Annotated in this window: 27 protein-coding genes; 14 read left to right on the top strand and 13 right to left on the bottom strand. The window is 69.3% G+C overall.

Annotated features, from left to right (window positions below):
- Positions 1-26: 26 nt before the first annotated feature.
- On the bottom strand, positions 27-329 hold the full coding sequence (locus ACSG06_RS19205; RefSeq protein ID WP_440991905.1) for a DUF5789 family protein: 303 nt from the start codon (positions 327-329) through the stop codon (positions 27-29).
- Positions 330-478: 149 nt separating this feature from the next.
- Here ACSG06_RS19205 and ACSG06_RS19200 point away from each other — a divergent pair, with 149 nt between their 5' ends.
- Positions 479-1,456: an NAD-dependent epimerase/dehydratase family protein gene (locus ACSG06_RS19200; protein WP_440991904.1), complete on the top strand. Its 978-nt coding sequence runs from the start codon at positions 479-481 to the stop codon at positions 1,454-1,456.
- 13 nt (positions 1,457-1,469) lie between these two features.
- Here the strand turns inward: ACSG06_RS19200 and ACSG06_RS19195 are convergent, their stop codons facing one another.
- From ACSG06_RS19195 to ACSG06_RS19180, 4 genes are all read right to left on the bottom strand, one after another.
- Positions 1,470-2,264 carry a hypothetical protein gene (locus tag ACSG06_RS19195; protein ID WP_440991903.1) on the bottom strand — a complete coding sequence of 265 codons (795 nt, stop codon included), beginning with the start codon at positions 2,262-2,264 and terminating at the stop codon, positions 1,470-1,472.
- 333 nt (positions 2,265-2,597) lie between these two features.
- The gene (locus ACSG06_RS19190) at positions 2,598-3,707 is read right to left on the bottom strand and encodes a Gfo/Idh/MocA family protein (protein WP_440991902.1); all 1,110 of its coding nucleotides are present in this window, start codon (positions 3,705-3,707) and stop codon (positions 2,598-2,600) included.
- A gap of 99 nt (positions 3,708-3,806) precedes the next feature.
- Positions 3,807-4,397: a metal-dependent hydrolase gene (locus ACSG06_RS19185; RefSeq protein ID WP_440991901.1), complete on the bottom strand. Its 591-nt coding sequence runs from the start codon at positions 4,395-4,397 to the stop codon at positions 3,807-3,809.
- A 2-nt stretch (positions 4,398-4,399) separates the two neighbouring features.
- Positions 4,400-5,521 (bottom strand): DUF1616 domain-containing protein, encoded by a 1,122-nt coding sequence (locus tag ACSG06_RS19180; RefSeq protein WP_440991900.1) that lies wholly within the window; start codon positions 5,519-5,521, stop codon positions 4,400-4,402.
- Between the two features lie 191 nt (positions 5,522-5,712).
- Between ACSG06_RS19180 and ACSG06_RS19175 the strand changes: the two genes are divergently transcribed.
- A complete protein-coding gene (locus ACSG06_RS19175; RefSeq protein ID WP_440991899.1) occupies positions 5,713-6,243 on the top strand; it encodes a flavin reductase family protein in 531 nt (176 codons plus the stop codon).
- 49 nt (positions 6,244-6,292) lie between these two features.
- Here the strand turns inward: ACSG06_RS19175 and ACSG06_RS19170 are convergent, their stop codons facing one another.
- Entirely contained in the window at positions 6,293-7,651 is a 1,359-nt protein-coding gene (locus ACSG06_RS19170) for an MBL fold metallo-hydrolase (protein WP_440991898.1), read from the bottom strand.
- A gap of 108 nt (positions 7,652-7,759) precedes the next feature.
- Entirely contained in the window at positions 7,760-9,481 is a 1,722-nt protein-coding gene (locus ACSG06_RS19165; RefSeq protein ID WP_440991897.1) for a CARDB domain-containing protein, read from the bottom strand.
- Between the two features lie 169 nt (positions 9,482-9,650).
- On the opposite strand from ACSG06_RS19165, the gene ACSG06_RS19160 reads away from it, so the two are divergent.
- From ACSG06_RS19160 to ACSG06_RS19140, 5 genes are all read left to right on the top strand, one after another.
- Complete coding sequence (locus ACSG06_RS19160) at positions 9,651-10,610, top strand: glycosyltransferase family 2 protein (protein WP_440991896.1); 960 nt, start codon at positions 9,651-9,653, stop codon at positions 10,608-10,610.
- Positions 10,611-10,733: 123 nt separating this feature from the next.
- On the top strand, positions 10,734-11,021 hold the full coding sequence (locus ACSG06_RS19155) for a HalOD1 output domain-containing protein (RefSeq protein WP_440991895.1): 288 nt from the start codon (positions 10,734-10,736) through the stop codon (positions 11,019-11,021).
- A gap of 307 nt (positions 11,022-11,328) precedes the next feature.
- Entirely contained in the window at positions 11,329-11,937 is a 609-nt protein-coding gene (locus ACSG06_RS19150) for a DUF7344 domain-containing protein (RefSeq protein WP_440991894.1), read from the top strand.
- Positions 11,938-12,215: 278 nt separating this feature from the next.
- A complete protein-coding gene (gene glmS, locus ACSG06_RS19145; protein ID WP_440991893.1) occupies positions 12,216-14,030 on the top strand; it encodes a glutamine--fructose-6-phosphate transaminase (isomerizing) in 1,815 nt (604 codons plus the stop codon).
- Between the two features lie 147 nt (positions 14,031-14,177).
- Positions 14,178-14,735 (top strand): DUF7344 domain-containing protein, encoded by a 558-nt coding sequence (locus tag ACSG06_RS19140; RefSeq protein ID WP_440991892.1) that lies wholly within the window; start codon positions 14,178-14,180, stop codon positions 14,733-14,735.
- A gap of 33 nt (positions 14,736-14,768) precedes the next feature.
- On the opposite strand, the gene ACSG06_RS19135 is transcribed toward ACSG06_RS19140, so the two are convergent.
- Positions 14,769-14,948: a DUF7563 family protein gene (locus ACSG06_RS19135; RefSeq protein ID WP_440991891.1), complete on the bottom strand. Its 180-nt coding sequence runs from the start codon at positions 14,946-14,948 to the stop codon at positions 14,769-14,771.
- Positions 14,949-15,009: 61 nt separating this feature from the next.
- Here ACSG06_RS19135 and ACSG06_RS19130 point away from each other — a divergent pair, with 61 nt between their 5' ends.
- On the top strand, positions 15,010-15,288 hold the full coding sequence (locus tag ACSG06_RS19130; protein ID WP_256301069.1) for a winged helix-turn-helix domain-containing protein: 279 nt from the start codon (positions 15,010-15,012) through the stop codon (positions 15,286-15,288).
- A gap of 12 nt (positions 15,289-15,300) precedes the next feature.
- Here the strand turns inward: ACSG06_RS19130 and ACSG06_RS19125 are convergent, their stop codons facing one another.
- The gene (locus ACSG06_RS19125) at positions 15,301-15,423 is read right to left on the bottom strand and encodes a hypothetical protein (RefSeq protein ID WP_440991890.1); all 123 of its coding nucleotides are present in this window, start codon (positions 15,421-15,423) and stop codon (positions 15,301-15,303) included.
- 245 nt (positions 15,424-15,668) lie between these two features.
- Between ACSG06_RS19125 and ACSG06_RS19120 the strand changes: the two genes are divergently transcribed.
- From ACSG06_RS19120 to ACSG06_RS19105, 4 genes are read left to right on the top strand one after another with little or no spacing between them, the layout of a single operon-like run.
- The gene (locus ACSG06_RS19120; protein WP_440991889.1) at positions 15,669-16,547 is read left to right on the top strand and encodes a DUF4129 domain-containing protein; all 879 of its coding nucleotides are present in this window, start codon (positions 15,669-15,671) and stop codon (positions 16,545-16,547) included.
- Positions 16,544-17,203: a DUF7269 family protein gene (locus tag ACSG06_RS19115; RefSeq protein WP_440991888.1), complete on the top strand. Its 660-nt coding sequence runs from the start codon at positions 16,544-16,546 to the stop codon at positions 17,201-17,203. The genes ACSG06_RS19120 and ACSG06_RS19115 overlap by 4 nt, the downstream gene beginning before the upstream one ends.
- The gene (locus ACSG06_RS19110) at positions 17,200-18,459 is read left to right on the top strand and encodes a DUF58 domain-containing protein (protein ID WP_440991887.1); all 1,260 of its coding nucleotides are present in this window, start codon (positions 17,200-17,202) and stop codon (positions 18,457-18,459) included. Before ACSG06_RS19115 ends, ACSG06_RS19110 begins: the two co-directional genes overlap by 4 nt.
- Positions 18,456-19,151 (top strand): DUF7519 family protein, encoded by a 696-nt coding sequence (locus tag ACSG06_RS19105; RefSeq protein ID WP_440991886.1) that lies wholly within the window; start codon positions 18,456-18,458, stop codon positions 19,149-19,151. The genes ACSG06_RS19110 and ACSG06_RS19105 overlap by 4 nt, the downstream gene beginning before the upstream one ends.
- Before the next feature lie 12 nt (positions 19,152-19,163).
- On the opposite strand, the gene ACSG06_RS19100 is transcribed toward ACSG06_RS19105, so the two are convergent.
- Positions 19,164-20,138, bottom strand: a complete 975-nt coding sequence (locus tag ACSG06_RS19100) for an AAA family ATPase (protein WP_440991885.1) — start codon at positions 20,136-20,138, stop codon at positions 19,164-19,166.
- A 196-nt stretch (positions 20,139-20,334) separates the two neighbouring features.
- Between ACSG06_RS19100 and ACSG06_RS19095 the strand changes: the two genes are divergently transcribed.
- Positions 20,335-21,087, top strand: a complete 753-nt coding sequence (locus ACSG06_RS19095; protein WP_440991884.1) for a hypothetical protein — start codon at positions 20,335-20,337, stop codon at positions 21,085-21,087.
- Positions 21,088-21,156: 69 nt separating this feature from the next.
- On the opposite strand, the gene ACSG06_RS19090 is transcribed toward ACSG06_RS19095, so the two are convergent.
- Positions 21,157-21,396, bottom strand: coding sequence for a DUF8593 domain-containing protein (locus ACSG06_RS19090; protein ID WP_440991883.1), 240 nt, complete (start codon positions 21,394-21,396; stop codon positions 21,157-21,159).
- A gap of 254 nt (positions 21,397-21,650) precedes the next feature.
- Here ACSG06_RS19090 and ACSG06_RS19085 point away from each other — a divergent pair, with 254 nt between their 5' ends.
- Positions 21,651-21,998, top strand: coding sequence for a DUF7344 domain-containing protein (locus ACSG06_RS19085; protein WP_440991882.1), 348 nt, complete (start codon positions 21,651-21,653; stop codon positions 21,996-21,998).
- Positions 21,999-22,017: 19 nt separating this feature from the next.
- Here ACSG06_RS19085 and ACSG06_RS19080 read toward each other — a convergent pair whose 3' ends face one another.
- Both ACSG06_RS19080 and ACSG06_RS19075 read right to left on the bottom strand, forming a co-directional pair.
- Positions 22,018-24,192, bottom strand: coding sequence for a CDC48 family AAA ATPase (locus ACSG06_RS19080; protein WP_440991881.1), 2,175 nt, complete (start codon positions 24,190-24,192; stop codon positions 22,018-22,020).
- Positions 24,193-24,302: 110 nt separating this feature from the next.
- Positions 24,303-24,722, bottom strand: coding sequence for a universal stress protein (locus tag ACSG06_RS19075; RefSeq protein ID WP_440991880.1), 420 nt, complete (start codon positions 24,720-24,722; stop codon positions 24,303-24,305).

Here is a 24,722-nt window from a genome sequence, read left to right as displayed (position 1 = left end):
CGGCGTGTGGTCGCCGACGCGGCCGGCTAGAAGGAGGTGTTGCGTTCGTCGCGGGGCCCGCCCGTCGAGGCGGCCTGCCCACCCCGGTCGTCGTAGAACTTCCGCCCGACGTGACGCTCGTCGAGGTTGCACACGAGCTGTTCGTACAGGGCCGTGGCGCTGTCGAAGGTCGCGCCGTCAGCGGGGCGAAGCAGGTCGTCGATGGTCGTCGTGGCGTCGACGCCGGGAGCGCTCACCTCGACGAGCCCCAGCCGCCGCCGGACGTCGTCGGCGTCGACGGGGTAGTCGAGTGCGAAGCCGAGGTAGGGTTCCAGTTCGTTCGGGCGCATGGTGGGTAGGGGTCTGACCGACTCGGTCGGTCGTGTAGAGGGGCGCGACGGGAGCGGGAAAAACCGCTGGACCGTTCACCGTGGCAGGCACGTCGTTCCGGACTGCAGTCGGTGCATAACAAATCCCCTCGCCCGACCCAGTGCGGGGGATGCCGTCGAGCTACGACCGCGCCGCTGGCGCGGCCCGACCCGCGGAGGAATCGACGTCGGACCCAACAGCAGCACTCGCGGACGCCACCGTCCTCGTCACCGGCGGCGCGGGCTTCATCGGCCGGCACCTCGTCGAGCGGCTCGCGCCCGTCGCGGAGACGCGGGTGCTCGACCACTCGACGGGCGACCGTCGGGCCGAGCTTCCGGACGAGGTCGCGGTGCTCGAGGGGGACGTGACGCGCCCGGCCGACCTCGCCGCGGCGATGGCGGGGGTGGACGTCGTGTTCCACCTCGCGGCGTTCTCGTCGGTGCCCGCGACGCTCGAGCAGCCCACCCGGTCGCTCGACGTGAACGCCGTCGGGACCGCGGCCATCCTCGAGCGGGCCCGGGCCCAGGATGCGAGGGTCGTGCTCGCTTCGAGCGCGGCGGTGTACGGACGGCCGGCGGAGACGCCGATCCCGGAGGATGCGCCGCTCCGCCCGCGCAGTCCGTACGGGGTGGGGAAGCTCGCCGCCGACCGCTACGCACGCCGGTACGCCGACTGGTACGACGTGTCGGCGGTCAGCCTGCGGTTCTTCAACGTCTACGGCCCCGGCCACCGGAACGGCGTCCTCGCGACCTTCCTCTCGCGTGCCCGGCAGGGTGAGCCGCTCGTGATCCACGGCGATGGGACCCAGTCGCGCGACTTCGTCCACGTCGACGACGTGGTCCGGGCGGTGCTCGCCGCCGCGTCGACCGACGCCACGGGCGAGGCGTTCAACGTCGGCACCGGCGACTCGACGACCGTTCGGGAGCTCGCACGGCTCGTCCAGGAGGCGGTCCCCGGGTCGGTCGACGTACTTCACGACGATCCGCGACCGGCCGACATCGAGCACAGCTGTGCTGACGTCCGGAAGGCGAGCGAACGACTCGGGTTCGATGCGACGGTCGGGCTCGAGGAGGGCATCCAGCGTCTCGCCGCCGACCCGGACGGGTGACCACGGCGCGGACTCAGTCCAGCAGCGGACGGATGTCCGGATGGTCGGCGTGTCGGCCGGGTTCGACCCGCCCCGCGGCCACGTCGTCGCGGAAGGACTGCCACCGTTCGTGTCTGACCATGATGCGGGCCGGGATGGAGTCGACGTCGAGCAGCTTCGCGATGGCGAGCCGGTTCCGGCCGTCGCAGAAAAGGAACTCGCCGTCGCGCCCGACGTGGACGGCGATCTCGTCCTCTATCCGACGGGCCAGCCCGTTCGGGCGGTCCTTGCGGGCGGGTTCCTTGCCGTCGCCGCCGAGCAGCTCCGCCTGGGACAGGACGCCGTTGCGGGCGATCGACTCGTAGAGCTCGTCCAGTTCGGTACACCGACGCTCCAGGTCGGCCCGACGGTCACAGCCCCACGGGCGCTCGCCGTCCTCGATCCGCGCCATGGTCTCCGCGAAGAACGCCGTCTCCGTCCACGGGACGACGTCGTCGAAGTGGGCCTCGAACGACCGGTAGAGCGTCCGGTCGGTGAACCGCTCCGGGTGCTGGTCCCAGTTCCCGCCGACGACCCGACCCGCCCGCCGGTACTTCGGCGCGTGGTCGAAGAACTCCGCGGTGCGCTCGACAGCCGACGGACGGATGCGGTCGACGCGGAACGGGTCGATCGGTGCGTCGTCCGACAGGTACGACCGGAGACGGACCCAGGCCAGGTACGAGCCGGCGTAGAGCGAGCGCGCGTGTCCGAGCGGCCGAGCGGTCCACGGGTAGGCGGAAACGCTGCGTCGGCCGAGTGCCCTGACGGCACGTTCAACCCTGGCGAACATACCTCGACAGTAACGTACTGTTTTCTGTTATGTCTGAATACTGGTGCTGTAAAACAACTCTATAACTATTCGGCTCGCGCTCCAAGCAAAGGCCGGGGTGGCCGAGAAGCGGCGCTCCGTGGTCGAGAGTCACCAGTCTCTCAACCCCCCAGACCCCCTGCGACTGAACGTCGTCACTACCCATCCACCGACTCCGGGGTTCACGTTCCGCCCACGCTCGGCGGGGATTCAACATCCGCTTCGCCACCCCTTTTCCTGCAGCCGACACCTCTCGAGGCACGGCTGCGTGGCGATCAGAGCCTGCAGCCGGCGCACGAGCGGTCCGTTGCACGGTCACTCGCCGTCGACGAGCGGCTGCTCGGTGCCGCCCTCCTGTGCCCCGGTCGCGGCGTCGCGGATCGCCTGCTGGAGCCGGACCGTCCACTGCCCTTCGGAGAGCGGCACGGGCATCGGCTCGCCCGCCTCGATGGCCCTGGCCGTCTCGTCGTACTGGTAGTAGTGGCCGTTGAGCTGCATCTCGGACTCCCAGCTCCCGTCGCGCGCCCGCCGTGCCACAGACCGCAGGTTCCCGAGCGTCGACCGTCCGCGGGCGAGGACCTCGTCGGCGTTCTTCATCGCCCGTGCCTTCGAGGACGCCTTGTAGTCGCGCTCCAGCGGGACGAGCGACTGCGAGACCAGGTCGACGACGAGCGAGCCCTCCTCGCCGTGGACGTACAGCGAGCGGTGGGGGACGGTGCCGGAGAGCATGGTCGCCGAGCAGAGCCGACCGTCGGCCGTCGGGTACTGGATGGTGGCCCCGTCGTAGCCGAAGTCCATCTCGTACTCGCCGCCGAGGGTCGTCGTCGCCTGCACGGCGTCCTCGTCCCGTGGATAGCCGCCGACGTTCAGGAGGATGTACAGCGGATGCGGCAGCCCCTCCTCGAACTCGCCGCCGACCAGCTCGAAGCTCCACTCGCCCCGGTTCGGCACGTCCGGCCGGGTCGAGCCGGTGTAGAGCAGGTCGACGCCACGGACGGTCCCGAGCTCGCCGGCCTCGATGCGGTCGCGGGCGGCCCGGACCGCCGGCCCGAACAGGTGGTTGTGGACGACCGAGGCCGGGACGTCGTTCGCCTCCGCGGCGTCGGCGATGTCCTCGACGGCACGCACCGTCTCGGTGACGGGTTTCTCGATGAGCACCGGGATGCCGCGCTCGATGGCGGTGACGGCGATGTCCCGGTGGGTCCTGACCGGCGTGCAGACGTGCAGCCAGTCGAGCTCCTCGGTGTCGAGCATGTGGTCCAGGTCGGTGTAGGGCGTGATGGCGTGCCGGCGGGCCGCGGCGCGCGCGGCGTCTCCGTCGAGGTCGGCGATGGCGACGAGGTCGGTTCGCGGACAGGCCGAGAGCCCGGAGAGGTGGGTCTCGGAGACGGTTCCGGCACCGACGACTGCGGTCGTGAGCGTCATGCTACCTGCCATGGACCGTGGAACGGGTTTCGTTATGTGGCGGCAGTCCGCCGGTAGCATCGGGCTACGGCTGCAGGTTGGCGGACTGTCGTGCCCCGACTACGATCCGTGGACGAGCTTCCGGAGCCCGCCGGCCCGCCGCCGGAGCCAGCTCACCCCCGGGACCCCGTCGCGCCACCAGCAGACCGTCGCGACCGAGAGCAACGCCAGCTCGAAGGCGAGGTACCGGCGGCCGGTCGGGCCGGTGAGGAACGCGATGAACTCGCGGTGCTGCTCGAGCAGGTGGACGAACGCCGGGCTGGCGGGCTGTCCGGTCGCCGTCGGCGTCAGCGGCCAGAGCAGGAAGCCGGTGTCGAACTCGCCGCCGAGGACCCCAGACGCGAGCACGTCCATCGGCAGGTGGCTGAGGTAACCCACGGAGAACGCGGTCGCGACCAGTCCCGTCCGTCGGTCGCGCCCGAGCAGCTGGACGGCGAGGACGACCGGGACGGCGACGAGCAGCGAGTGCGCGAGCGACCGCCCACCCGGCAAGACGCCGACCACCCACGACAGCGGTTTGTCGACGAGGTCGGGGAAGAGCGCCCCGAAGGCGACCGCCACGGCGGCGGCGCCTGTCACCCTGCGCCCGGCCAGTCGGCTCCCCAGACTGTACGCCACGTACGCGACCGCGACGTGCTCCCAGGGCCACACGGTCAGTGGCCCCCCGGACCGACCGTCGTCGTTGCGGTGTGGGCGTGGTGCCGGGCGATACGGTCGTCATCGTCGTCATCGTCGTCCTCGTCCTCGTCATCATCGCTGTCTTCCTCCCCGCCGTCGTCGACCGGGGCGTCGGCAGAACCGCCGCCCGCCTCCTCCACGGAGAGCCAGAGGTAGAGGTGGTGGTCCGCGGCCTCCGGGCTCGGGTTCGCCGCGACCTCGCCCCGGTACACGTAGTAGCTCAGGCGGAGCGACTCACCGAGCAGGTCGGGGCGCACCGAGAGCTCTCGCACCACCCGCTGGTCGGCGGGGACGGTCACGGTCTCGCGTTCGAGTCGGCTCCGCTGGACGACCTCGTCCGACGGGCCGAGCCGCTCCAGCACCGCGACGACGGTGTAGGTGGTGCGCTCGCCCTCGCCGTTCTCCACGAGCAGGGGCGTTTCCAGGGACTCGTCGACCGTCGCCGACCGTGGGTAGTCGGCGGCGACGTACTCGCCGGAGTCGTCCTGCGTGACGAGTGTCACGTTGGTGTGTGCGGCGTCCGGGCCGGGCGCGGCGAGCCCGTGACCGACCGACGCGACGGCGACCACCATCGCCAGCAGGAGGACGAGGTCGAGGCGGTCGAACCGGCCCTCGGCGACGAGGGTGCGCGGATCGGCGACGCCGTCGCGTCGCTCGGGTGGGTGGTTCCTGCGGCGAAGGTAGCCTCCGGTGGCGCCGAGGACGGTCCAGGTCACGAGCAGCTCGAGGAACGGGACGGTGGCCAGTCCCCCCGGAAACACCGGCGAGAGCAGCAGGGCGCCGAGGACGACGAGCGAGACGCTCGCGCCGACGGCGACGGCGACGCGCTCGACGCGGTCGAGGCTCCCGGGGTCCGTCGCGTCCGGCGCGCGGACCGGCAGCAGCAGGGCCACCAGCGCGTACCCCGGTGCGAAGGTGACCACCGGTACCCCGACGATTGTCCGGAGGAGGACGCTGTCGAGCACCGAGAGGAGCACGGCCGCACCGAGCACGAACCCCACGAGGAACGCGAGGTCGTAGGAGTACCGCGGCGCGGGGTCGCTCCGTGTCGCCTCCCGAGTCGTGGTGTTCTCGCCACCGACGTGCGCGTCGCTCATCGGTGGACTGGATGGCGGCTCGCCGGTTCGGTCGAGGGGGGCGCGATGCTGTCGATTCGGGTCACTATCTCGCTCCCTGGGCCGACCGTCGCATTGTAATGGGACGCCTACCTCGCGCGGTCGACGGGAGGCGGTTTCGGGAGTGGGCAAACGCCGCGACTAACAATCTGCCCTGTGTGTGAATAGTTGCCATGGTCGGGACACCGGTCGAACCGGAGACGCTCAAAGCCACCCTGTCGAACAGTCCCTCCGCGGTCACCGTCGTCACCGTCTCGGATGACGAGGGTGTCGACCCGCACGGCATCACCGTCAGCTCGTTCGCGAGCGGGTCGCTCGAACCCCCGCTCGTGGTCGTCGGCCTCGACCGGGAGTCGGAGACAAACGAACGACTGCGCGGCGAGGCGACGGGCTTCTGTGTCAACCTCCTCGCCGCAGACCAGCGGGACCTCGCGGAACATTTCGCTGGGATGATAGACCTCGGGGAGCCGTTCCGGCGGTCGCATACGACGAGCCGCTCGGGCGCGCCGGTGTTCGACGACGCCGTCGCCTTCCTCGACTGCGAGCACGTGGAGACGGTGGATCTGGGCGACCACGTGCTCCACGTCGGCCGGGTCGTCGACGCGGCCGTCCTCGACGCCTCCGCGCCGCCGCTCACCTACTGTCGTGGCGAGTGGGGAACGGTGACCGAGGACCTGCCCCGGCGTCGGTACGTCGGTTCCTGACCGACGCACCTGCCCGGACGACACCCCACGTCGGTGCGGCGTGCCGGCCTCAGGCGTGGAAGTAGTTCATGCAGTAGTACACCGGCCGCTCGTAGACGTCCGGCTCCTTCGCGAAGTGGACGTGCGAGCCGATCTGGGCGTTGTTGTAGTGGGCGTGTGCCGGTCCCTTCAGGATGCGATGCAGCAGGCGGGGGTCGATGCGCATCCGGACGTACTCCTCGACCTCGGCGGCCTCGTCGCGGGAGAGGTACTCGATGCCGTCGCCCTGGAGCGAGAGCGCCGCCGTCGTGTCCTCGACGAGGTCGAGCAGGACGGTCGTATCGCTCTCGAAGCCGATGCCACGACGCTTCTCCTCCATGTGCTCGTACGCCTGCGGCAGCAGCTCCTGCAGCTCCTGCAGGGAGGGCATCTCGTCGTCGTGGAAGTCGAACGACCGGTCCGCGAGCTCCGCGTCGATGTACGCCTGCTTCCGCTCGGGGTCGACCGGCGTGTACGGCGCCGACTGCGTCCCCGTCTCGAGGTCGAACGCCTCCTCGCTGTTGAGCAGGATGCAGGTCGAGTCGTCGGGGACGTTCTCGCTCCCCTCGAAGTACTCCTTCGCTTCGGCACGGCGCATGACGCCGACGTACTGGTTCAGGTCCGATAGCGGCCCGGCGAGCGTGTAGCTCCCCGCGAAGGGCATGTAGTAGTCGGGCTCGAACACCTGGATGAACGACTCGGCGTCCTGGCACATCTCGACGGCGACATCGTCGGCGGCCTCGAGGCGCTCCTCGTGGCTGTAGTCGAGCATGCACTGCGGGTAGAAGTTCGCCGCGCCGTACTGCATCAGCAGCATGTCGACCTCGCCGTAGCGGTCGAGGACGCGCTGGCTGGCGGCGGCGGTCATCGGCCAGCGGCAGTCGTTCGCGTTGACCAGCACGTGCTCGCCGTCGTCGAACACGCCCATCGAGTCGATCTGGGTCGAGCCCTCGGTGCCGCCGGTCACGTCGTCCATGAACCAGCCGCAGCCGAAGTACTTCCCGCAGACCTCCGGGTCGCAGTCGTCGGAGGCCAGCACGTTCAGGTGGAGGTCGTCGCCGAGGTGCATCCGCTCGTCGTGGGGCAGTTCGATGACGTCGAACCCCCAGCGGCGGAGGTTGTCGGCGAGGAAGTCCCACTGGTAGTCGTGGACGATGACCGGCGTGTCGGTGTCGAGCCGCTGGAGGGTCTCCGGGTGGCAGTGGTCCGGGTGGATGTGCGAGACGTAGATGTAGTCGACGTCCGCGTAGTCCTCGGGCTCGAACGACAGCGGCGGGTAGTGCGCCCACGAGCCGTAGAACGCCCCGTCGACGAGCCAGGGGTCACAGAGGACGCGGGTGTCGCCCTCCTCGACGACGACGCTCGACGACTTCAGGTGTCTGAGTCGCATACGCCGGCGTTCCGATGCTCGTCGCTTTGTTACCGAGTAGCTGTCCGGGGTAACAGGCTGCTATCGGGTCCCGCAGGCGAATCCTACACGCGCTCCCGTGGCGGGGAGTCACCTGCCGGCCCGATGGAGCAGGTGGACCAGCACGGCAGCGAGTGCGAACAGCCCGGCCAGGACACCGTAGCCGGGGGTCCCCCCGTCGCCGGCACCGCCTGCGCCGGTGGTCGGCTCGTCGGTCGACTCGCCGCTCCCGCGCACGACGACCTCGGTCTGCTGGTCGCCGACCCGCGCGGTGTAGGTGCCCGGCGCGCTGACCGTCACGTCGAACGTCACCTCGCGGCGCTCGCCCTCCGGCAGGTCGACCGCCCGGGAGTCGACGACCTCGCCGAACAGCTCGAGGCGCACGTCGAACTCGTCCCGGGCGTTGCCGACGTTCTCGACGGTGGCCGTGACGGTGAACGGCTCGTCGACGCGGACCGGATCGTCGACAGCGACCGCGGACACGGAGAGCTCCGGTTGGGCCTCGGCCACCGCGACCTCGGTCCGCGCGCCGCCGACCTGAACGCCGTACTCGCCGGGCTCGGGGAACGTCGCGTTCAGCGTCACGGTCTCGTTCGACAGCGCCTCGACGGACACCTCCCGGGACCCGACCCGCTCGTCGTCCGCGACGACGTCGACCTGGATGCTGCCCTCGCCACCACCGTCGTTGACCAGGGTGACGCTGACGGGCGTCGGCTCGCCGGCCACAGCCGTGGTGGCCTCGACGCTGGCGACGCTGATCGCCGGCTCGTCCGACTGACCGACCCGGACGGTCACCGACGCCGGGGCGCTGGTGCCGACGGCGCTGGCGGCGACGACCGTCGCGTCGTACGTCCCGGCGCGCTGGTACCGGACCTCGGTGGTGGGGGTCTCCGTGACGCGGTCGACGGTGCCGTCGCCGTCGACGTCCCACCGGTAGCTGGTGGCGGCCACACCGCCGTCCGCGGTCGCATCGAGCGTCACGGGGCGGTCACGTGGCACCTCCGCGGGCGACGCACCGACCGACGGCGTCGGGAGCGAGAAGCCCGCACAGCCGCCGGGGGCGACGAGTACCGGCTCGCTCATGTCGAGGGTGATCGTCCGGCCGCCACCGCCGACCAGCAGCCACCGCTGGACCCGATGGTCGGGCGTCCCGGAGTGTTCCCACGTGCCCCAGGCCGGTGCCCGTTCGTTGAACGCCGGCCGGACGACGATGGGTTCGGTCGCCGATCCGATGCCGCGGAACGCGCCACCGTCGGTCCGGGCAGGCCCCCAGAGCCAGGTGACCGTCGCGTCGGTCGCACCCACCGCCCAGTCGTCGTCCCGTCCCGGGTAATCGTCGTCCTGGACGGCCCACGAGCCGCTCCGAGGCAGGTTGCGGAACTCGAACGTGACGGTGCTGCCGCCACCGCCGCCGTTGTCCAGTCGGCCGTGGAGGGCGACCAGGCTGTCGCCCCTCGTCCCCCGGTAGACGAACAGCGTGCTGGTGCGGTCGCGCTGGTACTGCCGGAAGCCGTGTGCGCTGTAGTCGCTGGCTGGCGGGTTCCCGGTCTCGTTCGGGTACGGGTTCCGGTAGTCGTACGCCGATTCGACGGACTGGCCGCCGGTGACGGGGGAGACGGCGACGCAGCGGTCGCCCTGCACGACGGCGTAGCTGTTCGGGGGCGGAGCGGTCGCGCCACCGACGACCACAGCACCCAGGAGGACCGCGAGACAGACGAAGAGGAGCGCGACAACGGTGCGGCTCCGGACCACTGCCGCAGCACGTCCCGCCCGTCGTTCTCCGTCCGTCTCGGTCGTGTCCGGTTCGTACATCGCGGTGGTCTGCGGTGAGTCGACCCATTGTTATGCTCCGGATGCGGGTCCCGTCCCCGGACCGGGTACTGGCTGCCTGTCGTCGCGCCCGCTGGCACCGCCGCCGGCAACCGCCGGCTAACAATGGCCGCACGCTGGCTCCAGTCCCACGAAGTCCCGCACAACCACCATGTACGAAGGTCAGACTATCGGGGTCGTCGTCCCCGCGTACGACGAGGAGGGGTTCGTCGGCGACGTCATCGAGACGGTTCCACCCTTCGTCGACAGGGTGTACGCCGTCGACGACCACTCGACGGACGGAACGTTCCGCGAGATGCAGGCGGCCGCATCGAGCTGGAACGCGCGCGAGGATGGGCCGACCGTGGAGACGATCCGACACGAGGCGAACCGGGGCGTCGGCGGTGCCATCAAGACCGGCTACCTGCGCGCCCGGCAGGACCGGACCGACGTGACGGTCGTGATGGCCGGCGACGGGCAGATGGAGGTCGAGATCTTCGACAGCCTGCTCGACCCCATCGTCGACGGCGACGCGGCCTACGTGAAGGCGAACCGCTTCGTCTCGGACGACGACATCCGGGGGATGCCGCGGCTCAGACGCGTCGGGAACCGGCTGCTCGAGCTGCTGACCCGCATCGCGAGTGGCTACTGGGCGACGGGCGACCCACAGAGCGGCTACACCGCCATCTCGCTCGAGGCGCTCGACGCGGTCGAGATCGAGGAGCTCTACGAGTACTACGGCTACTGCAACGAGCTGCTCGTCCGACTGAACGTCCAAGAGTGCACCGTGGTCGACGTGCCGAGACCGGTCACCTACGGGGACGAACAGAGCGGCATCTCGCTCGGCTCGTACGTGCCACGGGTGTCCGCGATGCTGCTCCGGAGCTTCCTCTGGCGGCTCAGGGTCCGGTACCTCGACAGACGCGTGCGCGACGTGCCCGCCCTCTACGCGCTCGGGATCGTCGGGGTGGTCGTCACCCTCTTGGCCCGCCTGCTGGGCCGGACCGAGTGGACCGACAGACTCGCCCGGGTTTCGGTGACGGCGGTGCTGTTCGCGATGGTACTGGACCGGGCGCGGAACGGTCATCTCGACGATATAAACCGGGAGCGCGTCGAGAACGATTCCGGGTGATTTATCAACAGGGGACTTTCTATAGCAGGTATCCGAGGATTCGCCATCGGGCAAGGACACAGTCGTGATTGTTGATAGTAAGCGCCGGCGGCAGTAGGCATCGGCGACACTCGGGGAACGACTATGACCCAGGGAAGCACTACGAACGGCGATGCGGGCACCATCGAGGAGTACGAGACTCGGTTCGAACAGCAGAGCGACGAATCGGTCGCGACGACTGTCGCGGTAGCCGTGGCAGAGGTCACAGAACGGGACGTAATGGATCTAGACCCACTCGGGGAGACAGTCGACTGCGAGGCGCTGGATTCGCTCGTCCGGTCCGCTGATTCCCCACTCTCCGTCTCCTTTCTCTACGAGGGACGTCGGGTATTCGTCTCCGGGGACGGGAGCATCGAGATCACACAGGTCTGAGACTCGACCCGGCAATTCTTGATTATTGCCGACATATGTCATACGGAGACTGCAGGCAGGCAGTGTAGCGGGTGAGGCCCCGCCACACTTCATTAATCCGTGTATGACAACGACGGTCAGATGCGGTTATGGTAAGATTCGTGGAATTAATTTTATATTCCACCTTGTCATTGGTATGCATGGTTGGGCGCCTTGGCGAACGGTGGCATACCCGCCTCGCGCCCGTTGCAGTAGGCGACCGTCTGGTGCTGCTTTGGGACCAGTTGACAGGGAGTTCGAACGATCTGAGACCACGAAACAACGGAAAATGAGTGCCCAGAATGATACGATTTCGACGGACAGTGGAGAATCACCTACAGAGGTCGAACGGGGGGAGGAACTGAACGCGGGCGGACAGGAGTCGCCATCGTCGGCGGACGCCCGCGAACTCCCTCTCGACATCGTCTTCGAGATAATCAGGAACGAGCGTCGACGGCTGGTGCTCCGGTACCTCGACGAGACGGACGAGGAGACGGTCGCACTGGGCGACCTCGCCGAGCACATCGCCGCCATCGAGAACGACACGACCGAACAGGCACTGTCCGCACAGCAACGCAAGCGCGTCTACGTCGGGCTCTACCAGTGTCACCTGCCGAAGATGGCGGACTCCGGTATCGTCGAGTTCGACAAGAACCGCGGGACGATCTCCCAGGGGCCGAACGTGGACCAGCTCGAACCGTATCTCAACGTGGATACGAGTCGTGACGACGGCTCGCGCCAGGCACTCGTCCTCGGCAGCGTGGCCGTCATCGGCTACGCCCTGGCGGCGTTCGGCGGCTTCCCTGGTGTCGTCGCGGGTGGGATCGTCGTCTTCACCTCGCTGCTGGTGCTCGCACTCAGCGGAACCAGTCTGGGCCTGCAGCGGACGACAGACTGACAGTTTTCTCCGTCGCGATTCGAGGTCGTTGCTGCACCGACGGTCGCCAGCACGGTCCGGTGTGCGGTGGACCCGTGCCAACGAACAATCCGCGCTCCTGTAGGAGCGAACTACCGCACACAACGAGTTTCTGTGCCGACCCAACTGACGTATAACTAAACGGATACTCACGGACGGTTCGGTATCGTATTCCCCGCGAGACCGCGGGGCAGATCTACCATGAACACGCTCGCATTACTACAACCGTTCGACCGTCGCACCGCTCGTGGGGCCGACTGATGTGTGGCATCATCGGCTACGTCGGGACGGACGACGCCGTCGACACGTTGCTCGACGGGCTCGCGAACCTGGAGTACAGGGGGTACGACTCCGCGGGTGTCGCCGTGCGCGACAGCGACATCACCGTCTGCAAGCGCGAGGGTGAGATATCGGAGCTGGCGGCCGCACTCGACGGACGGTCGCTGAAGGGCAGCGTCGGCGTCGGACACACTCGCTGGAGCACCCATGGCGAGCCCAGCGACCGTAACGCGCACCCGCACACGGACTGCCACGGGCGCGTGGCGGTCGTCCACAACGGTATCGTCGAGAACCACGACGAGCTCCGCCGCGACCTCGAGGCCGCCGGACACGAGTTCGAGAGCGAGACCGACACGGAGGTGGTCCCGCACCTCATCGAGGCCGCGCGACGGGAGGGATACGACCACGAGCGCGCGTTCAGGTACGCCGTCGACAGGCTGGAGGGCAGCTTCGCGCTGGTCGCGCTGTTCGCGGACGACGACCGACTGTTCGCGACCCGCGAGGGGTCGCCGCTCGTCCTCGGACTCGACGGGGACGAGTTCTACCTCGCGAGCGACGTGCCGGCGTTCCTCGAACACACGAACGACGTGGTGTACATCGAGGACGGCGACGTGGTCGTGCTGTCCCGGGACGGCCCGACGGTGAGCAGCCCGATCGGCGAGGACGTGACACCGGAGCGGGAGACGGTCGACTGGAACCCGGAGGACGCCACGAAGCGCGGCTACGACCACTTCATGCTCAAGGAGATCCACGAGCAGCCCCACGCGGTCAGACAGAGCATCCAGGGGCGCATCCCGGACGGGCTGGGGCACGTCGCGCTCGACGAGTTCGAACCCGGCGAGTTCGACGACGTCCGCGACGTCCAGTTCGTCGCCTGCGGGACCTCCTACCACGCCGCGCTGTACGCGCGCCAGTTCCTGCTGGACCGGGGCATCCCGTCGAACGTGCACAGCGCCGGCGAGTACGCGACGAACCCGCCGCCGCTCGACGAGGACACGCTCGTCGTGGGGGTGACCCAGAGCGGCGAGACAGCCGACACGCTCGCGTCGCTCCGGCACGCGCAGTCCGCCGGGGCCCGCACGCTCGCGGTGACGAACGTGGTCGGCTCCACGGCGGCCCGCGAGTTCGACGACGCGCTGTTCATCCGCGCCGGCCCCGAGATCGGCGTCGCGGCGACGAAGACGTTCTCCTCGCAGGTGGTGACCCTCGCGCTGCTCGCCGAGGTGCTCACCCGTGACCGCACCGGCTCCTACAGCGACTCGCTCGAGACCCTCCTCGCGGGACTGGAGGCACTCCCGGACCAGCTCGAGTCTGTACTCGGGACGAACGACGTCGCGCACCTGATGGAGGGCTACCGGAACCAGGACGCGTACTTCTTCATCGGGCGCGCGGAGGGCTACCCGGTCGCGCTGGAGGGGGCGCTGAAGTTCAAGGAGATAACCTACGAGCACGCCGAGGGCTTCGCGGCGGGCGAGCTGAAACACGGCCCCCTCGCGCTCGTCGGGCCGAAGACGCCGGTCTTCGCGGTCTTCACGGGCCGCAACGTCGAGAAGACCCTGGGGAACGTCCAGGAGGTGAAGGCCCGCGGCGCGCCGGTCGTCGGGATCACCCACCCGGACCACGACCAGGTGACGACGGTCGTCGACGACGTCCTGCCGATTCCGGAGGCACCGCCGTGTCTGCGCGGGCTCCTCGCGAACGTGCAGCTCCAGCTCGTCTCCTACCACGTCGCCGACGCCCTCGGGCGCGACATCGACAAGCCACGGAACCTCGCCAAGAGCGTCACGGTGGAGTGAACAGATGAGTAACGAACCCTTGCCGGACTCGACCCGGGCCGTGAGGTATCGCTGGCATACAAGCGCTAATCGCTCGATAACAAAGCGGGCCTCACCCGTACACCGTCGTATCCGGCCACACTGCACGTGGCGGCGCAATCCCCAGTAATGTCAGGAACAGAGGGAGAGGGGCTGACCCAGGACGTCGTGTTCGACATCCTCAGCAACTCGCGTCGCCGGTTCATCCTCTCACGACTGCAGGAGAGGGACGAACCGATCGAGCTGATGGACCTCGCCAACGAGATCGCCGCCTGGGAGAACGACACCACCGTGGAAGAACTCACCGACAAACAGAGCAAGCGCGTCTACGTCTCGGTGTACCAGACGCACGTCCCGAAGCTGGAGTCGGTGGGGCTCATCACGTACGATCCCGACTCCGGCCTCATCGAGCTCTCCGACAGTGCTCGGGAGATCGACCGGTACATGCCCGACGAGGAGGAACCGGAGCCACCCTGGCACCGGTACTACATAGCCCTCGCCGGGCTGTCGGCCGCGTTCTTCCTGCTCGTCGTCGCGAACGTCCCGGTCTTCGGGGCGTTGAGCACGCCCGTCGCAGGCGTCATCATCGTCGGTGCGTTCGCCATGTTGTCAACAGTACACTTCGTCACGAACCGTCGTCGGAACAGTGAGATGGACAGAATCCCGGTCCAGCGGGGTGGTCGCTGATGCGGCAACCTACGACCCGGCATCGGCCGGGGGTCACCGCTGTGGGTCAGACCCCAGCCCGTCCATCAGCTCGCTCACCGTCGTGCACTCCGAGCACCGGTGCAGTGTCCCGTCGTTGTCTCCGAAGACACGGACGAAGCTGGCGGAGACGTGAGTGCCGCAGTTCTCGCAGGTCGTCGCGTCGGTGCCGTCGTGGGGATGTACGCGTTCCATGGGACGGTTACTCACAGGCCGTCCCCTCGCTTTGTTATCCGAGCGCTACGGGGTGGTCGGCGTGAGCGACGAGTGGAACGACATCGGCTTCGTCATCAGCTCGAACTATCGGGTCACCGTGCTCAGACGGCTCGACGAGGGGCCCGCGACCCCCTCCCAGATCGCCGGCGAGTGGGACGTCGCCATCACGCACGTCTCACGTGCGCTGAACGAGCTGCGCGACCGTGACCTCGTCGAGCTGCTGGTCCCGGAGAACCGCCGCAAGGGTCGCGTCTACGGCATCACGGAGAAAGGCGAGCGTATCTGGGAGCAGATCGAGGCCCAGAACCTGGTCGAATGAGTCTCGGGTGAGTCACTCAGCTTCGACTTCCTCGTCGCCCTCCGGCAGTAACTGCTCGGGTTGTCGCTCGTATGCGGGGGTTTTCGCGAAGCGTTCGATGCGCCGCCAGTCGTCCTCGGACAGTCGTCCGGACATACTCGAAGGGACTGCGAAGCCGGGAATAGTAATTGTGGACGTACGAAATCATGCTGTATGTCAGCATAGAGCTACTCACCCGAAGGCACCGAACTACTGCAGAGCAGTCACCGACCACCGGATCGGAAGGTACCCATTAGGTCCGCCCCGTCACCGCCGCTCCGACGACAGACACCGCTTACGCAGACAAGGCGCCGTATAGTTAACAGCGGCACCCCCCAGTGGAGAGACGAGACACCCCCAGCATGGAGCGAGAGAACCTACTGAGCGTCGGGCTCGCGGTCTGTCTCCTGTTCGCGCTCGGAGCGAGTTCGAACGCGCTCGGAGACGCCGTGACGACCGATCCGGACGAGGTGATCGACGTCGACTACTCCTCGCTGCCGTTCAGCGAGGACGACGCCGGCGAGCTGCGCGACGCCGTGACCGGGGAGCAGGAGACCGGGCCCAGCACCGAACCCGGGACCACCGGCCAGCGCGTCGTCCCGGACGACGACGGGGAGATGGAGTCCGTCGACCCCGACCGCGAGGGACCAGGTGGTGGCCAGCAGCTCGAGGACGGCAGCGGCGACGAGCAGCGAGATATCCCACGGGACCGGGGCGGTGACCCCCAGGACGACGCCGGTGCGAACCGGGACCAGGATGGGAACCAGGAGGCACCCGGTGACGAGCTGGGGCAGGGGTCGACGCCGACCGAACCGGAGCGCTCGCTGCTCGACCGGCTCCTCGCGCTGCTCGGGCGCCTCCTGCCGTTCGTGCTGCTCCTCGGTGCGGTCGCACTGCTGTACGTGTTCCGGGACCGGCTCTCCGGGCTGTTCGACGGGCGCGACGGCCAGCGGGCGGCCCAGTCCGCGCCGGTCACCTGGGTCGCGGACCCGGAGGACGAGGTGAGCGCGGCCTGGTACGAGATGGTCAGCACGCTCGGCCTCGACCAGGACGTCTCCAAGACACCACGCGAGTGCGAGCGAGCCGCGCGGGAGGCCGGTGCCGACCCGTCGCTGGCCCGGACGCTCACCGACCTCTACGAGGAGGTCCGGTACGCGGGACAGCCGGTGACGGAGGAGCGCTCCCGCCGGGCCCGCAAGACCGTCGAGGAGTTCAAGCGCCAGTACGGGGGCGTGGCATGAAGCTCCGCCGTGCGGGGCTCGGACTGGTCGGCATCGCCGCCGTCGCGGGCTTCCTGCTGACGGACGGGAGCATCGCGACGCTGCTCCCGGTCGATGCCGCCGTCGGGCTGCTGGGCAACGACTACCTGGTCGTCGCCGCGGTCGCGGCCGTCGGCTTCGCGCTCGCGCTCCTGCTCGTGCTCTCCGGGCGGCCCGGCAACGTCGACGAGGTGACGACGCCGGACCCCGAGCGGGCCGTCTCCCTCCCCGTCCCGGGCGACGACTTCGACGCCGCGATGGGGAGTCGCATCGCCCTGGTCCCCCTCGTCGGTGGGACCGACCGGAGCGGGATGCGCGACCGCCTGCGCGCCGACGTGGTCCACTGGCTGATGCGCTCGGAGAACTACAGCCGGACCGAGGCGGAACTGCAGGTCGCGACCGGTAACTGGACGGACGACCCCGACGCAGCGCTGTTCCTCGCGGACGGCGGCAGCAGAACGGACCGGGCGAGCGCGATGCTCCGGTCGTGGCTCCGGCTCCGGCCGTGGGTCCAGGTCGGCGCGCTTCGGACCGCCCGCGCGCTGGTCGACGCCAGCGAGGAGGTCGATGCGACCGCTCGCCGGGCCGAGCGTCCCGAGACGACCGCCGGTCCTGAGTCGGAGGTGACAGGTTCGTGAGCCGGTTCGAGGACACGAACCGCTGGCGCGGCGTGCTCGTGTTCTCCGCGCTCGCGCTCGTGGTCGGACTGGCGGCGAACCGGCCGTCGCTGCTCGTCCTCGCGGCCGTCGGCGTCGTCTACGCCGCGTACCCGGCGGTGAGTCCCGCCTGGGAGCCCGAACTGACCGTCTCCCGGCAGCTGAGCGAGACCACGCCGAAGAACGGCGAGCACGTCGAGGTGGAGACGACCGTCCGCAACGACGGTGACCGGCCGCTGTTCGACCTCCGGTTCGTCGACGGGGTCCCACCGGCGCTCTCGGTCGTCGCGGATTCTCCGCGTCGGGGTGCCGTGTTGCGACCCGGTGCCGAGGTGACGTACTCCTACACCGTCGAGGCGAAGCGGGGCAAGCACCGGTTCCAGCCCGCGACGGCCGTCGTCCGGGACCTCAGCGGCGAGCACGAGCTCGAGACGACCGTGGTCGGCGAGACGGAGATCGACTGCACCGCCGACCTGGACTCCTCGCCGCTCCGGCCGCAGACGCTCGACTACGTCGGCCGCGTCCTCTCGGAACAGGTCGGCCAGGGCATCGAGTTCGACCGCACCCGCGAGTACAAACACGGCGACGCGAAGAACCGGGTGGACTGGAAGCGCTACGCGCGGACGAACGAGCTGGCGACCATCGAGTTCCGGACAGAGCGCTCGGTGAACGTCGTGGTGCTCGTCGACGCCCGCTCGAGTGCGTACCACGCCACGCACGACGACATCCACGCGGTCGGGCTCTGTGTCTCCGCCGCCGAGCAGCTCCTCGTCCAGCTGCTCGGCGACCGCAACCAGGCCGGTGTCGCCGCGTTCGGCCGCGAGTTCTGCTGGGTGCCGGCGGGCAACGGTCGGGAGCACCTCGTCCGGACCCAGCAGGCCCTCGCGACCCACCCCGCGTTCCACCCGGTGCCGCCGTCGGACGACGACGACGAGGACCGGCAGTTCCAGACGCTGCGCGAGCGGCTGCCGGACGGCGCACAGATCATCCTGCTCTCGCCGCTCTGTGACGACTGGATCGTCACGACCGTGCGGCGGCTCGACGCCTACGGCTACCCCGTGAGCGTCGTCAGCCCGGAGGTGGTCCAGAGCGACACGCTCGGGCGCCAGCTCGCGACCATCGAGCGGTCGAACCGCGTGACGATGCTCCGGGCGGGCGACGTGCCGGTCGTCGAGTGGGACCCCGAGGTGCCGCTCGGCCGCTCCGTCGCCGCGACCCAGACGAGGTGGCTGTCGTGACCGACGCGGTCACCGTCTCGAAGCGCCCGGCGTGGGTGAGCAGTCTGCTCGCCGTGCTGGTCGTGGCCTACGCGGTGTCGCTCGTCGGCCACGAGTCCGTCGTCGGAACGGGACTCGGCGTGGAGATCGGGGGGCTCGTCGTCGTGGCGCTCGGGGCGTCACTCGCCAGGCGGGGGTGGCGCGTCGTGGGGCTGGTCGTCGTCGCGGCGGGGCTCGCGGTCGTCGTCGCGGGCATCGGGTACGCGCTGGGGTCGCTCGGCCGGCCACCGGCCTTCCTCGACGTCGCACCCGGCCTCCTCGGTGTCGCGCTGGTCGGGCTGGCGCTCGCGCCCATCCGTGGCACGGGCTCGCGCTGGTCGCTCCGGGTCGGCGTCGGCCTGGCGTTCGTCGCCGTGCTCGCGAGCGCGGTCCTGCAGGAGACGACCGGCGCGGAGCAGGTGCTCATGGGCACGCTCTGCATCGTCGCGTGGGACCTCGGGGAGAACGCCATCTCGGTCGGCACGCAGCTCGGCCGCCGGGCACGCACCTGGAGCATCGAGGTGATGCACGGCGTCGCGACGCTGGTCGTCGCCTGGGTAGCCATCCGCCTCAGCCGGGAGGTCGCCGGCGTCCAGGCACCCACGGCGTCGCTGCCCTCGTTCGTCCTGCTGGTGGTCGCGGTGCTCGTGCTGACGGCCGCACTCCACGACTGAGACGGCGGGGCGCTACTGCTGTGTCTTCGCCGCCCGGTTCACCGTCGGGACGCCGACCTCCTCGAACACGTCCTCGACGACATCGCGCTTCTTCACGTTGTCCACCATCGCGTCGGGCGTGAGCATGATCCGATGGGCGAGCACCGGCTGTCCGAGCGTCTTCACGTCGTCTGGGACGACGTAGCCGCGGCCGTCGAGCACCGCGTAGGCGCGGACCGCCTCGAACAGCCGCTGGCAGCCACGCGGCGAGACGCCGACCTCGACGCGGTTGTCGTTCCGCGTGGCGTGGACCACGTCGACGATGTACTCCTTGAGGTCCGGGTCGATGCGGACGGTCTCGGGCACGTCGCGCAGCTGTGGCACGTCCGCGGCGTCGACCACGCAATCGACCTCGGGGAGCGGCGTCGAGCGCGCCTCGCGACGGTTCAGCAGCTCCAGCTCGCCCTCCTTGCCCGGGTAGCCGAGGCTCTGCTTCACGAGGAAGCGGTCCTTCTGGGCCTCCGGCAGCGAGAACGTCCCCTGGCCCTGCTCGACGGGGTTCTGCGTCGCGATGACGAAGAAGGGCGTCGGCAACTCGTGGGTCTCGCCGTCGACGGTGACCTGCTTCTCGTCCATCGCCTCCAGCAGGGCCGCCTGGGTCTTCGGCGACGCGCGGTTGATCTCGTCGGCGAGGACGACGTTCGCGAAGATCGGTCCCTCGCTGAACTCGAAGTCCCGTGACTGCTCGTTGAACACCGAGGTGCCGGTCACGTCCGACGGGAGGAGGTCGGGCGTGAACTGGATGCGGTTGAACGAGAGCCCCAGCGCGTTCGCGAAGCTGCGGGCCGTGAGCGTCTTCCCCGTCCCGGGGACGTCCTCCAGCAGCACGTGTCCCCGCGCGAACAGCCCCGTGAGGGTGGTTCGAAGGACCTGGCGGTCAGCGATGACCGCCCCGGTCACCTCGTCGAGGACGTCCTCCGCGATGCCGTGAGCGTCTCTGATGTCCATACTGCCGGGGTCACGGAGGACCGGTTTTAGTATGCGACCGCTAGCCGGGGTAGACCGTCGTTTTCGCCGGACTCCCTCGAAGAACTGTTGTATTGCCAACAGTGCGCATGGCCACCGCCCCCCACGACACATTCATACGTAGCCATCCCATATTCGTGATAGACCGGGGTAGCAGAGAACTACCCCACTTCCCCCGATGTCCGCGCCCGACACGACCGACCCGCTGCCGTCCACCGATATCGACCCACGGTTCCACGACCGCTGGTTCAGACACATCCCGGCGAGCGACGGCGACGGCTGGGTGCTGCTGGTCGGGGTCGTCCACGACCACCCGTCCAGCCTCCACCGTGCCGCCGAGACCGTGCGTCGTCTCGAGCCGTCGGTGCTCGCGCTCGAGCTCCCCCAGCTCGGGCTCCCGCTGTTCGAGCGCCACGCGGACCGTGCAGACTCGCCCCCGCGTTACGGTGGCGAGATGGCCGCTGCGCTGAGCGAACGGGGCGACAGTCGCGTCGTCGGTATCGACGCGCCCAGCCGGCGGTTCGTCCGCGAGCTCGCCGACTACGTCAGAGCGGAGCGCCCGGCCTGGGAGACCGTGGCAGGCGTGCTCGCCGGTGCGACGCCGATCCTCCGTCACGCGCTCAGGTACCGTGTGGCGGCGATCCTCGACGCCCGGACGCACCTCAGGCTGGTCCCGGACGTGCCGACGGAGTTCGACGTCTCTGCAGAGGACGAGGCGGCGGCGCAGGCCGAGGACGAGTACAGACAGCTCTCGCGGAGTCGGTCGCTGCTCGACGCGGTCGAACTCCCGCCGGACGTCGCGCAACTGGACCAGCTGCGCGAGGCGACGATGGCCGCGCGACTCCGGTCGCTGCGCGCGGAGGGCTCGGTGGTCGCCATACTCGGGCAGGACCACCTCGATGCGGTCGAAAAACGGGTCCAGGAAACGTGATTCCGGCACGCCCGTCGGACAGGTCCGTCGCTGCCGTCCCCCCAGACGTGGTCGTCGCTGCCGCTCCCCCTAGATGTTCTTCTTGAGGTGTATCTCGTTCCCCGCGATCTTGTCGACCGACGAGTGTCGGAGCTCGTACTCCTCCTCGTCTCCCTCCCAACCGAGCATCTGACGGATGTTGCCCGCCAGACCGGTGTCGGGTTTGACGTGAAGACGGTTGCCTTTCACGTCGGTGACGGTGCCGATCATGTCACCGTCGGCGGAGTACACCTCGCTTCCCTTGTCGCCGGCTTCGAAGTTTCGAACCATGGGTGCGTCGCGGACGTCCGGTTACGGGACCGGTAGTTCGCCCGCGAGCGATGCCAATGTCGGAGCCCAACATAAACCCCGAGAACGGTTCAGTCTGGTACGCCCGCTGTTACGCCGGTAGGACCCTTCTAAACGCTGAACGATGCCGTCTCCGCGATGGCCAGCGCCGGGACAGTTCACGGCCGGAGGTGTCGGCACGAGGCCATCGACAGGACCTTCCTAACCTTAGCCCGCGATGACAACCGTCCGGGTATATGGACGACACGGACCGCAGGGAGGTAGTCGGGAACGACCGGCTCCTCGATCTGCTCTCGGTGAGACGACGGCGACAGGTGCTCGCCACCCTCTCGACGGGACAGGGGCCGCTGTCCGTCGAGGAGCTGGGTCGACAGCTGTCCGACGACGATAGCCAGGTCGAGCGCGTACAGCTCGAACTCCACCACACGCATCTGCCGAAGCTCGACGAGGCCGGTCTGGTGGACTACGACACGGGGAGTGGCGCTGTCGCGCTGGCTGTGCCACCCGAGGCCGTCGCGACCGGGGTCGAGCGTGCCGCCGCGTCCCTCCACGAGCTCGTACTCGCGACGAGAAACGCCGAGTGAGCGGGCCGTCGCGGACCACTCACTCGAACCCACTGGGACCGTCCTGGGTCGCGGGCCGGTGCTGGCTCCGGCTCTCGTACCGGTCCACGGTCGAGGACTCCACGCTCGGGTCGACCGCCTCCAGCGCCCGCTCGAAGTGGCCGGCCTCGACGACGAGCGTCTCCCGTTCGCCGTGCAGGTACTCGCGGGTCGCGTTGGTCGCGGCACGACGGCAGATGGCGGCGATGTCGGCCCCGACGTATCCCGGGGTCCGACGGGCGAGCCGGTCGAAGTCGACGGCCGGGGCGACCGGCGACTCCGCGGCGTGCACCGCGAAGATCTCCCGTCGGGCCGACTGGTCGGGGACCGGAACGTGGACCTCGCGGTCGAGGCGGCCCGGTCTGAGCAGCGCCCCGTCGACGAGGTCCGGTCGGTTGGTCGTCGCCAGGACGAGCACGTCGGTGAGCGGTTCGACGCCGTCGAGCTCGGTCAGCAGCTGGCCGACCACACGTTCGCCGACGCCGGAGCCGGTCGCCCGCCCTCGCTGGGCCGCGATGGCGTCGATCTCGTCGAACAGGACGATGGCGGGAGCGTTGTCGCGGGCGCGCTCGAACAGCTCCCGCACCCGCTGTTCGGACTCCCCGACCCACTTCGAGAGCAGTTCGGGGCCGCGGACCGACAGCAGGTTGCAGTCGGACTCGCTCGCGACCGCCCGGGCGAGCAGCGTCTTGCCGGTGCCGGGAGCACCGTAGAGCAGGACGCCCTGCCCACCGTCGATGCCGGCACGACCGAGCACGTCCGGGTGCTTGAGCGGCCACTCGACGACCTCGCGCAGGTCGCGTTTGACCTCCTCGAGCCCGCCGACGTCCGACCAGCTCACGTCCGGGACCTCGACCGAGAGCTCCCGCAGCGCCGACGGGTCGACGGCGGCCAGGGCGGCATCGAGGTCCTCGGTGGTCACCTGAAGGGTTCCCAGGATGGTCGCCCCGAGGGCGCTGCCCGGGCCCCCTTCGACACGCTCCAGTGCGTGCATCGCCGCCTCCCGGGTGAAGGCGGCGATGTCGGCGCCGACGAAGCCGTGGGTTCGCTCGGCGTAGGGCTCGAGGTCCACGTCGTCGGCCAACGGCATCCCTCGAGCGTGGATCTCGAGGATGTCGAGGCGCTCCGCCGCAGATGGGACCGCCACCTCGACCTCGCGGTCGAACCGGCCACCACGGCGGAGTGCCGGGTCGACGGCGTCCAGCCGGTTCGTCGCGCCGAGGACGACCACCTCGTCGGCCGCCTCCATGCCGTCCATCAACGTCAACAGCTGCGCGACGATCCGTCGCTCCACGTCGCCGCTCGCCTCCCCCCGCTTCGGGGCGATGGCGTCGATCTCGTCGATGAACACCACGGCCGGGGCGTTCTCTGCGGCGTGCTCGAACACCTCGCGGAGCTGCTCCTCGCTCTCGCCGTAGTACCGAGAGACGATCTCCGGGCCGGAGAGCGAGACGAAGCTCGCCTCGGTCTCGTTGGCGACGGCCTCGGCGATGAGTGTCTTCCCGGTGCCAGGTGGTCCATGGAGGAGGACCCCGGTCGGCGGGTCGACCCCCAGCTCGTCGAACGGCGAGGGCTGTCGGAGCGGGAGCTCGACGAGTTCGCGAACGCGCGTGAGTGCCTCGTCCAGCCCACCGACGTCGGCGTACGTCGGCCCGTCGTCGACCGCCTCGGCTCGCTCGCTGTACGTCTGGAGCTTCATCCCCGTCGAGTCGACGACGGAGACGGGACTGCCGGGTCGCGTGCCGGCCACACGGACGGGAATCCGGTCCCGTGCAGCCTCGCCGTTGGTCGGCGTGGCGACGGTGTCGCCCGTCTCGACGACACAGCCGACGAGGTGGTCCTTGATGGCCCGTGCGAGCGGTTCGGTCAGCTCGTAGCTGTCCGGGACACCGAGCAGCAACGCCTCGGCCTCGTCGACGTCCGTCGGGTGGAGCTCCACGGTGTCGTCGACCGATACCCCGACAGCCCGTCGGTGCTCCTGCCCCAGCCGGATCAGTTTCGCCCCCTCGTCCTCCACGTGCGACGGCCACACCCGTGGGTGGACGACCCCGTCGGGTCCGCGCACCTCGGCGTGCTCGCCGCTCATCAGGCCGAGGCGCGACATCGCGGCGAGATCGACGGCCGCACGGTCCTTCCGGGCGGTCCGATCTCGCAGTTCTTTGACTGTCAGCTGCATGGGTCAGGCCGGGTCCCCCGGTCGGTCCGGGATACGTGACGCGAGCATCTGGGCGAGTGTCGGGCTTTGTTATGGAGAATCTGCACCGACTAGGCTGGGATGAACCCGCCTCAGACGAGCAGTACCGGTCGGTTCGAGTCCTTCACCACCCGCTCGGAGACGTGGCCGATGGTGTCGGTCCGGGTATGGCCCTCCCCGCTGTAGCCGAGCACGAGGAGGTCGACGTCGGCCTCGTCGGCGTACCGGAGGATCTCCTCGGCCGGGCGGCCGTGGCAGACCTTCGTGTTCGCGTCGAGGCCGCGTTCGGCGGCGAGTCGCTCTATCTCGTCGACCCGTCGCCAGCCCTCGTCCTCGCGCTCGTCGAGGACGAGCTCCGCGCTCGACAGCGCCGGCTCGCCCTCCCGACGCGTATCGACGACGTGGATGGCGTAGACCGTCGCGTCGTCCCGCTCGGCCAGTTCCAGCCCGTGGGTGACAGCCGCCGCTGCACGGTCGCTCCCGTCCGTCGCGACCAGGAGGGTCTCGTACAT

Source organism: Haloarchaeobius baliensis, assembly GCF_052060055.1.
Lineage (GTDB): Archaea > Halobacteriota > Halobacteria > Halobacteriales > Natrialbaceae > Haloarchaeobius > Haloarchaeobius baliensis.
This window is presented reverse-complemented; position numbering and strand designations above follow the sequence as displayed.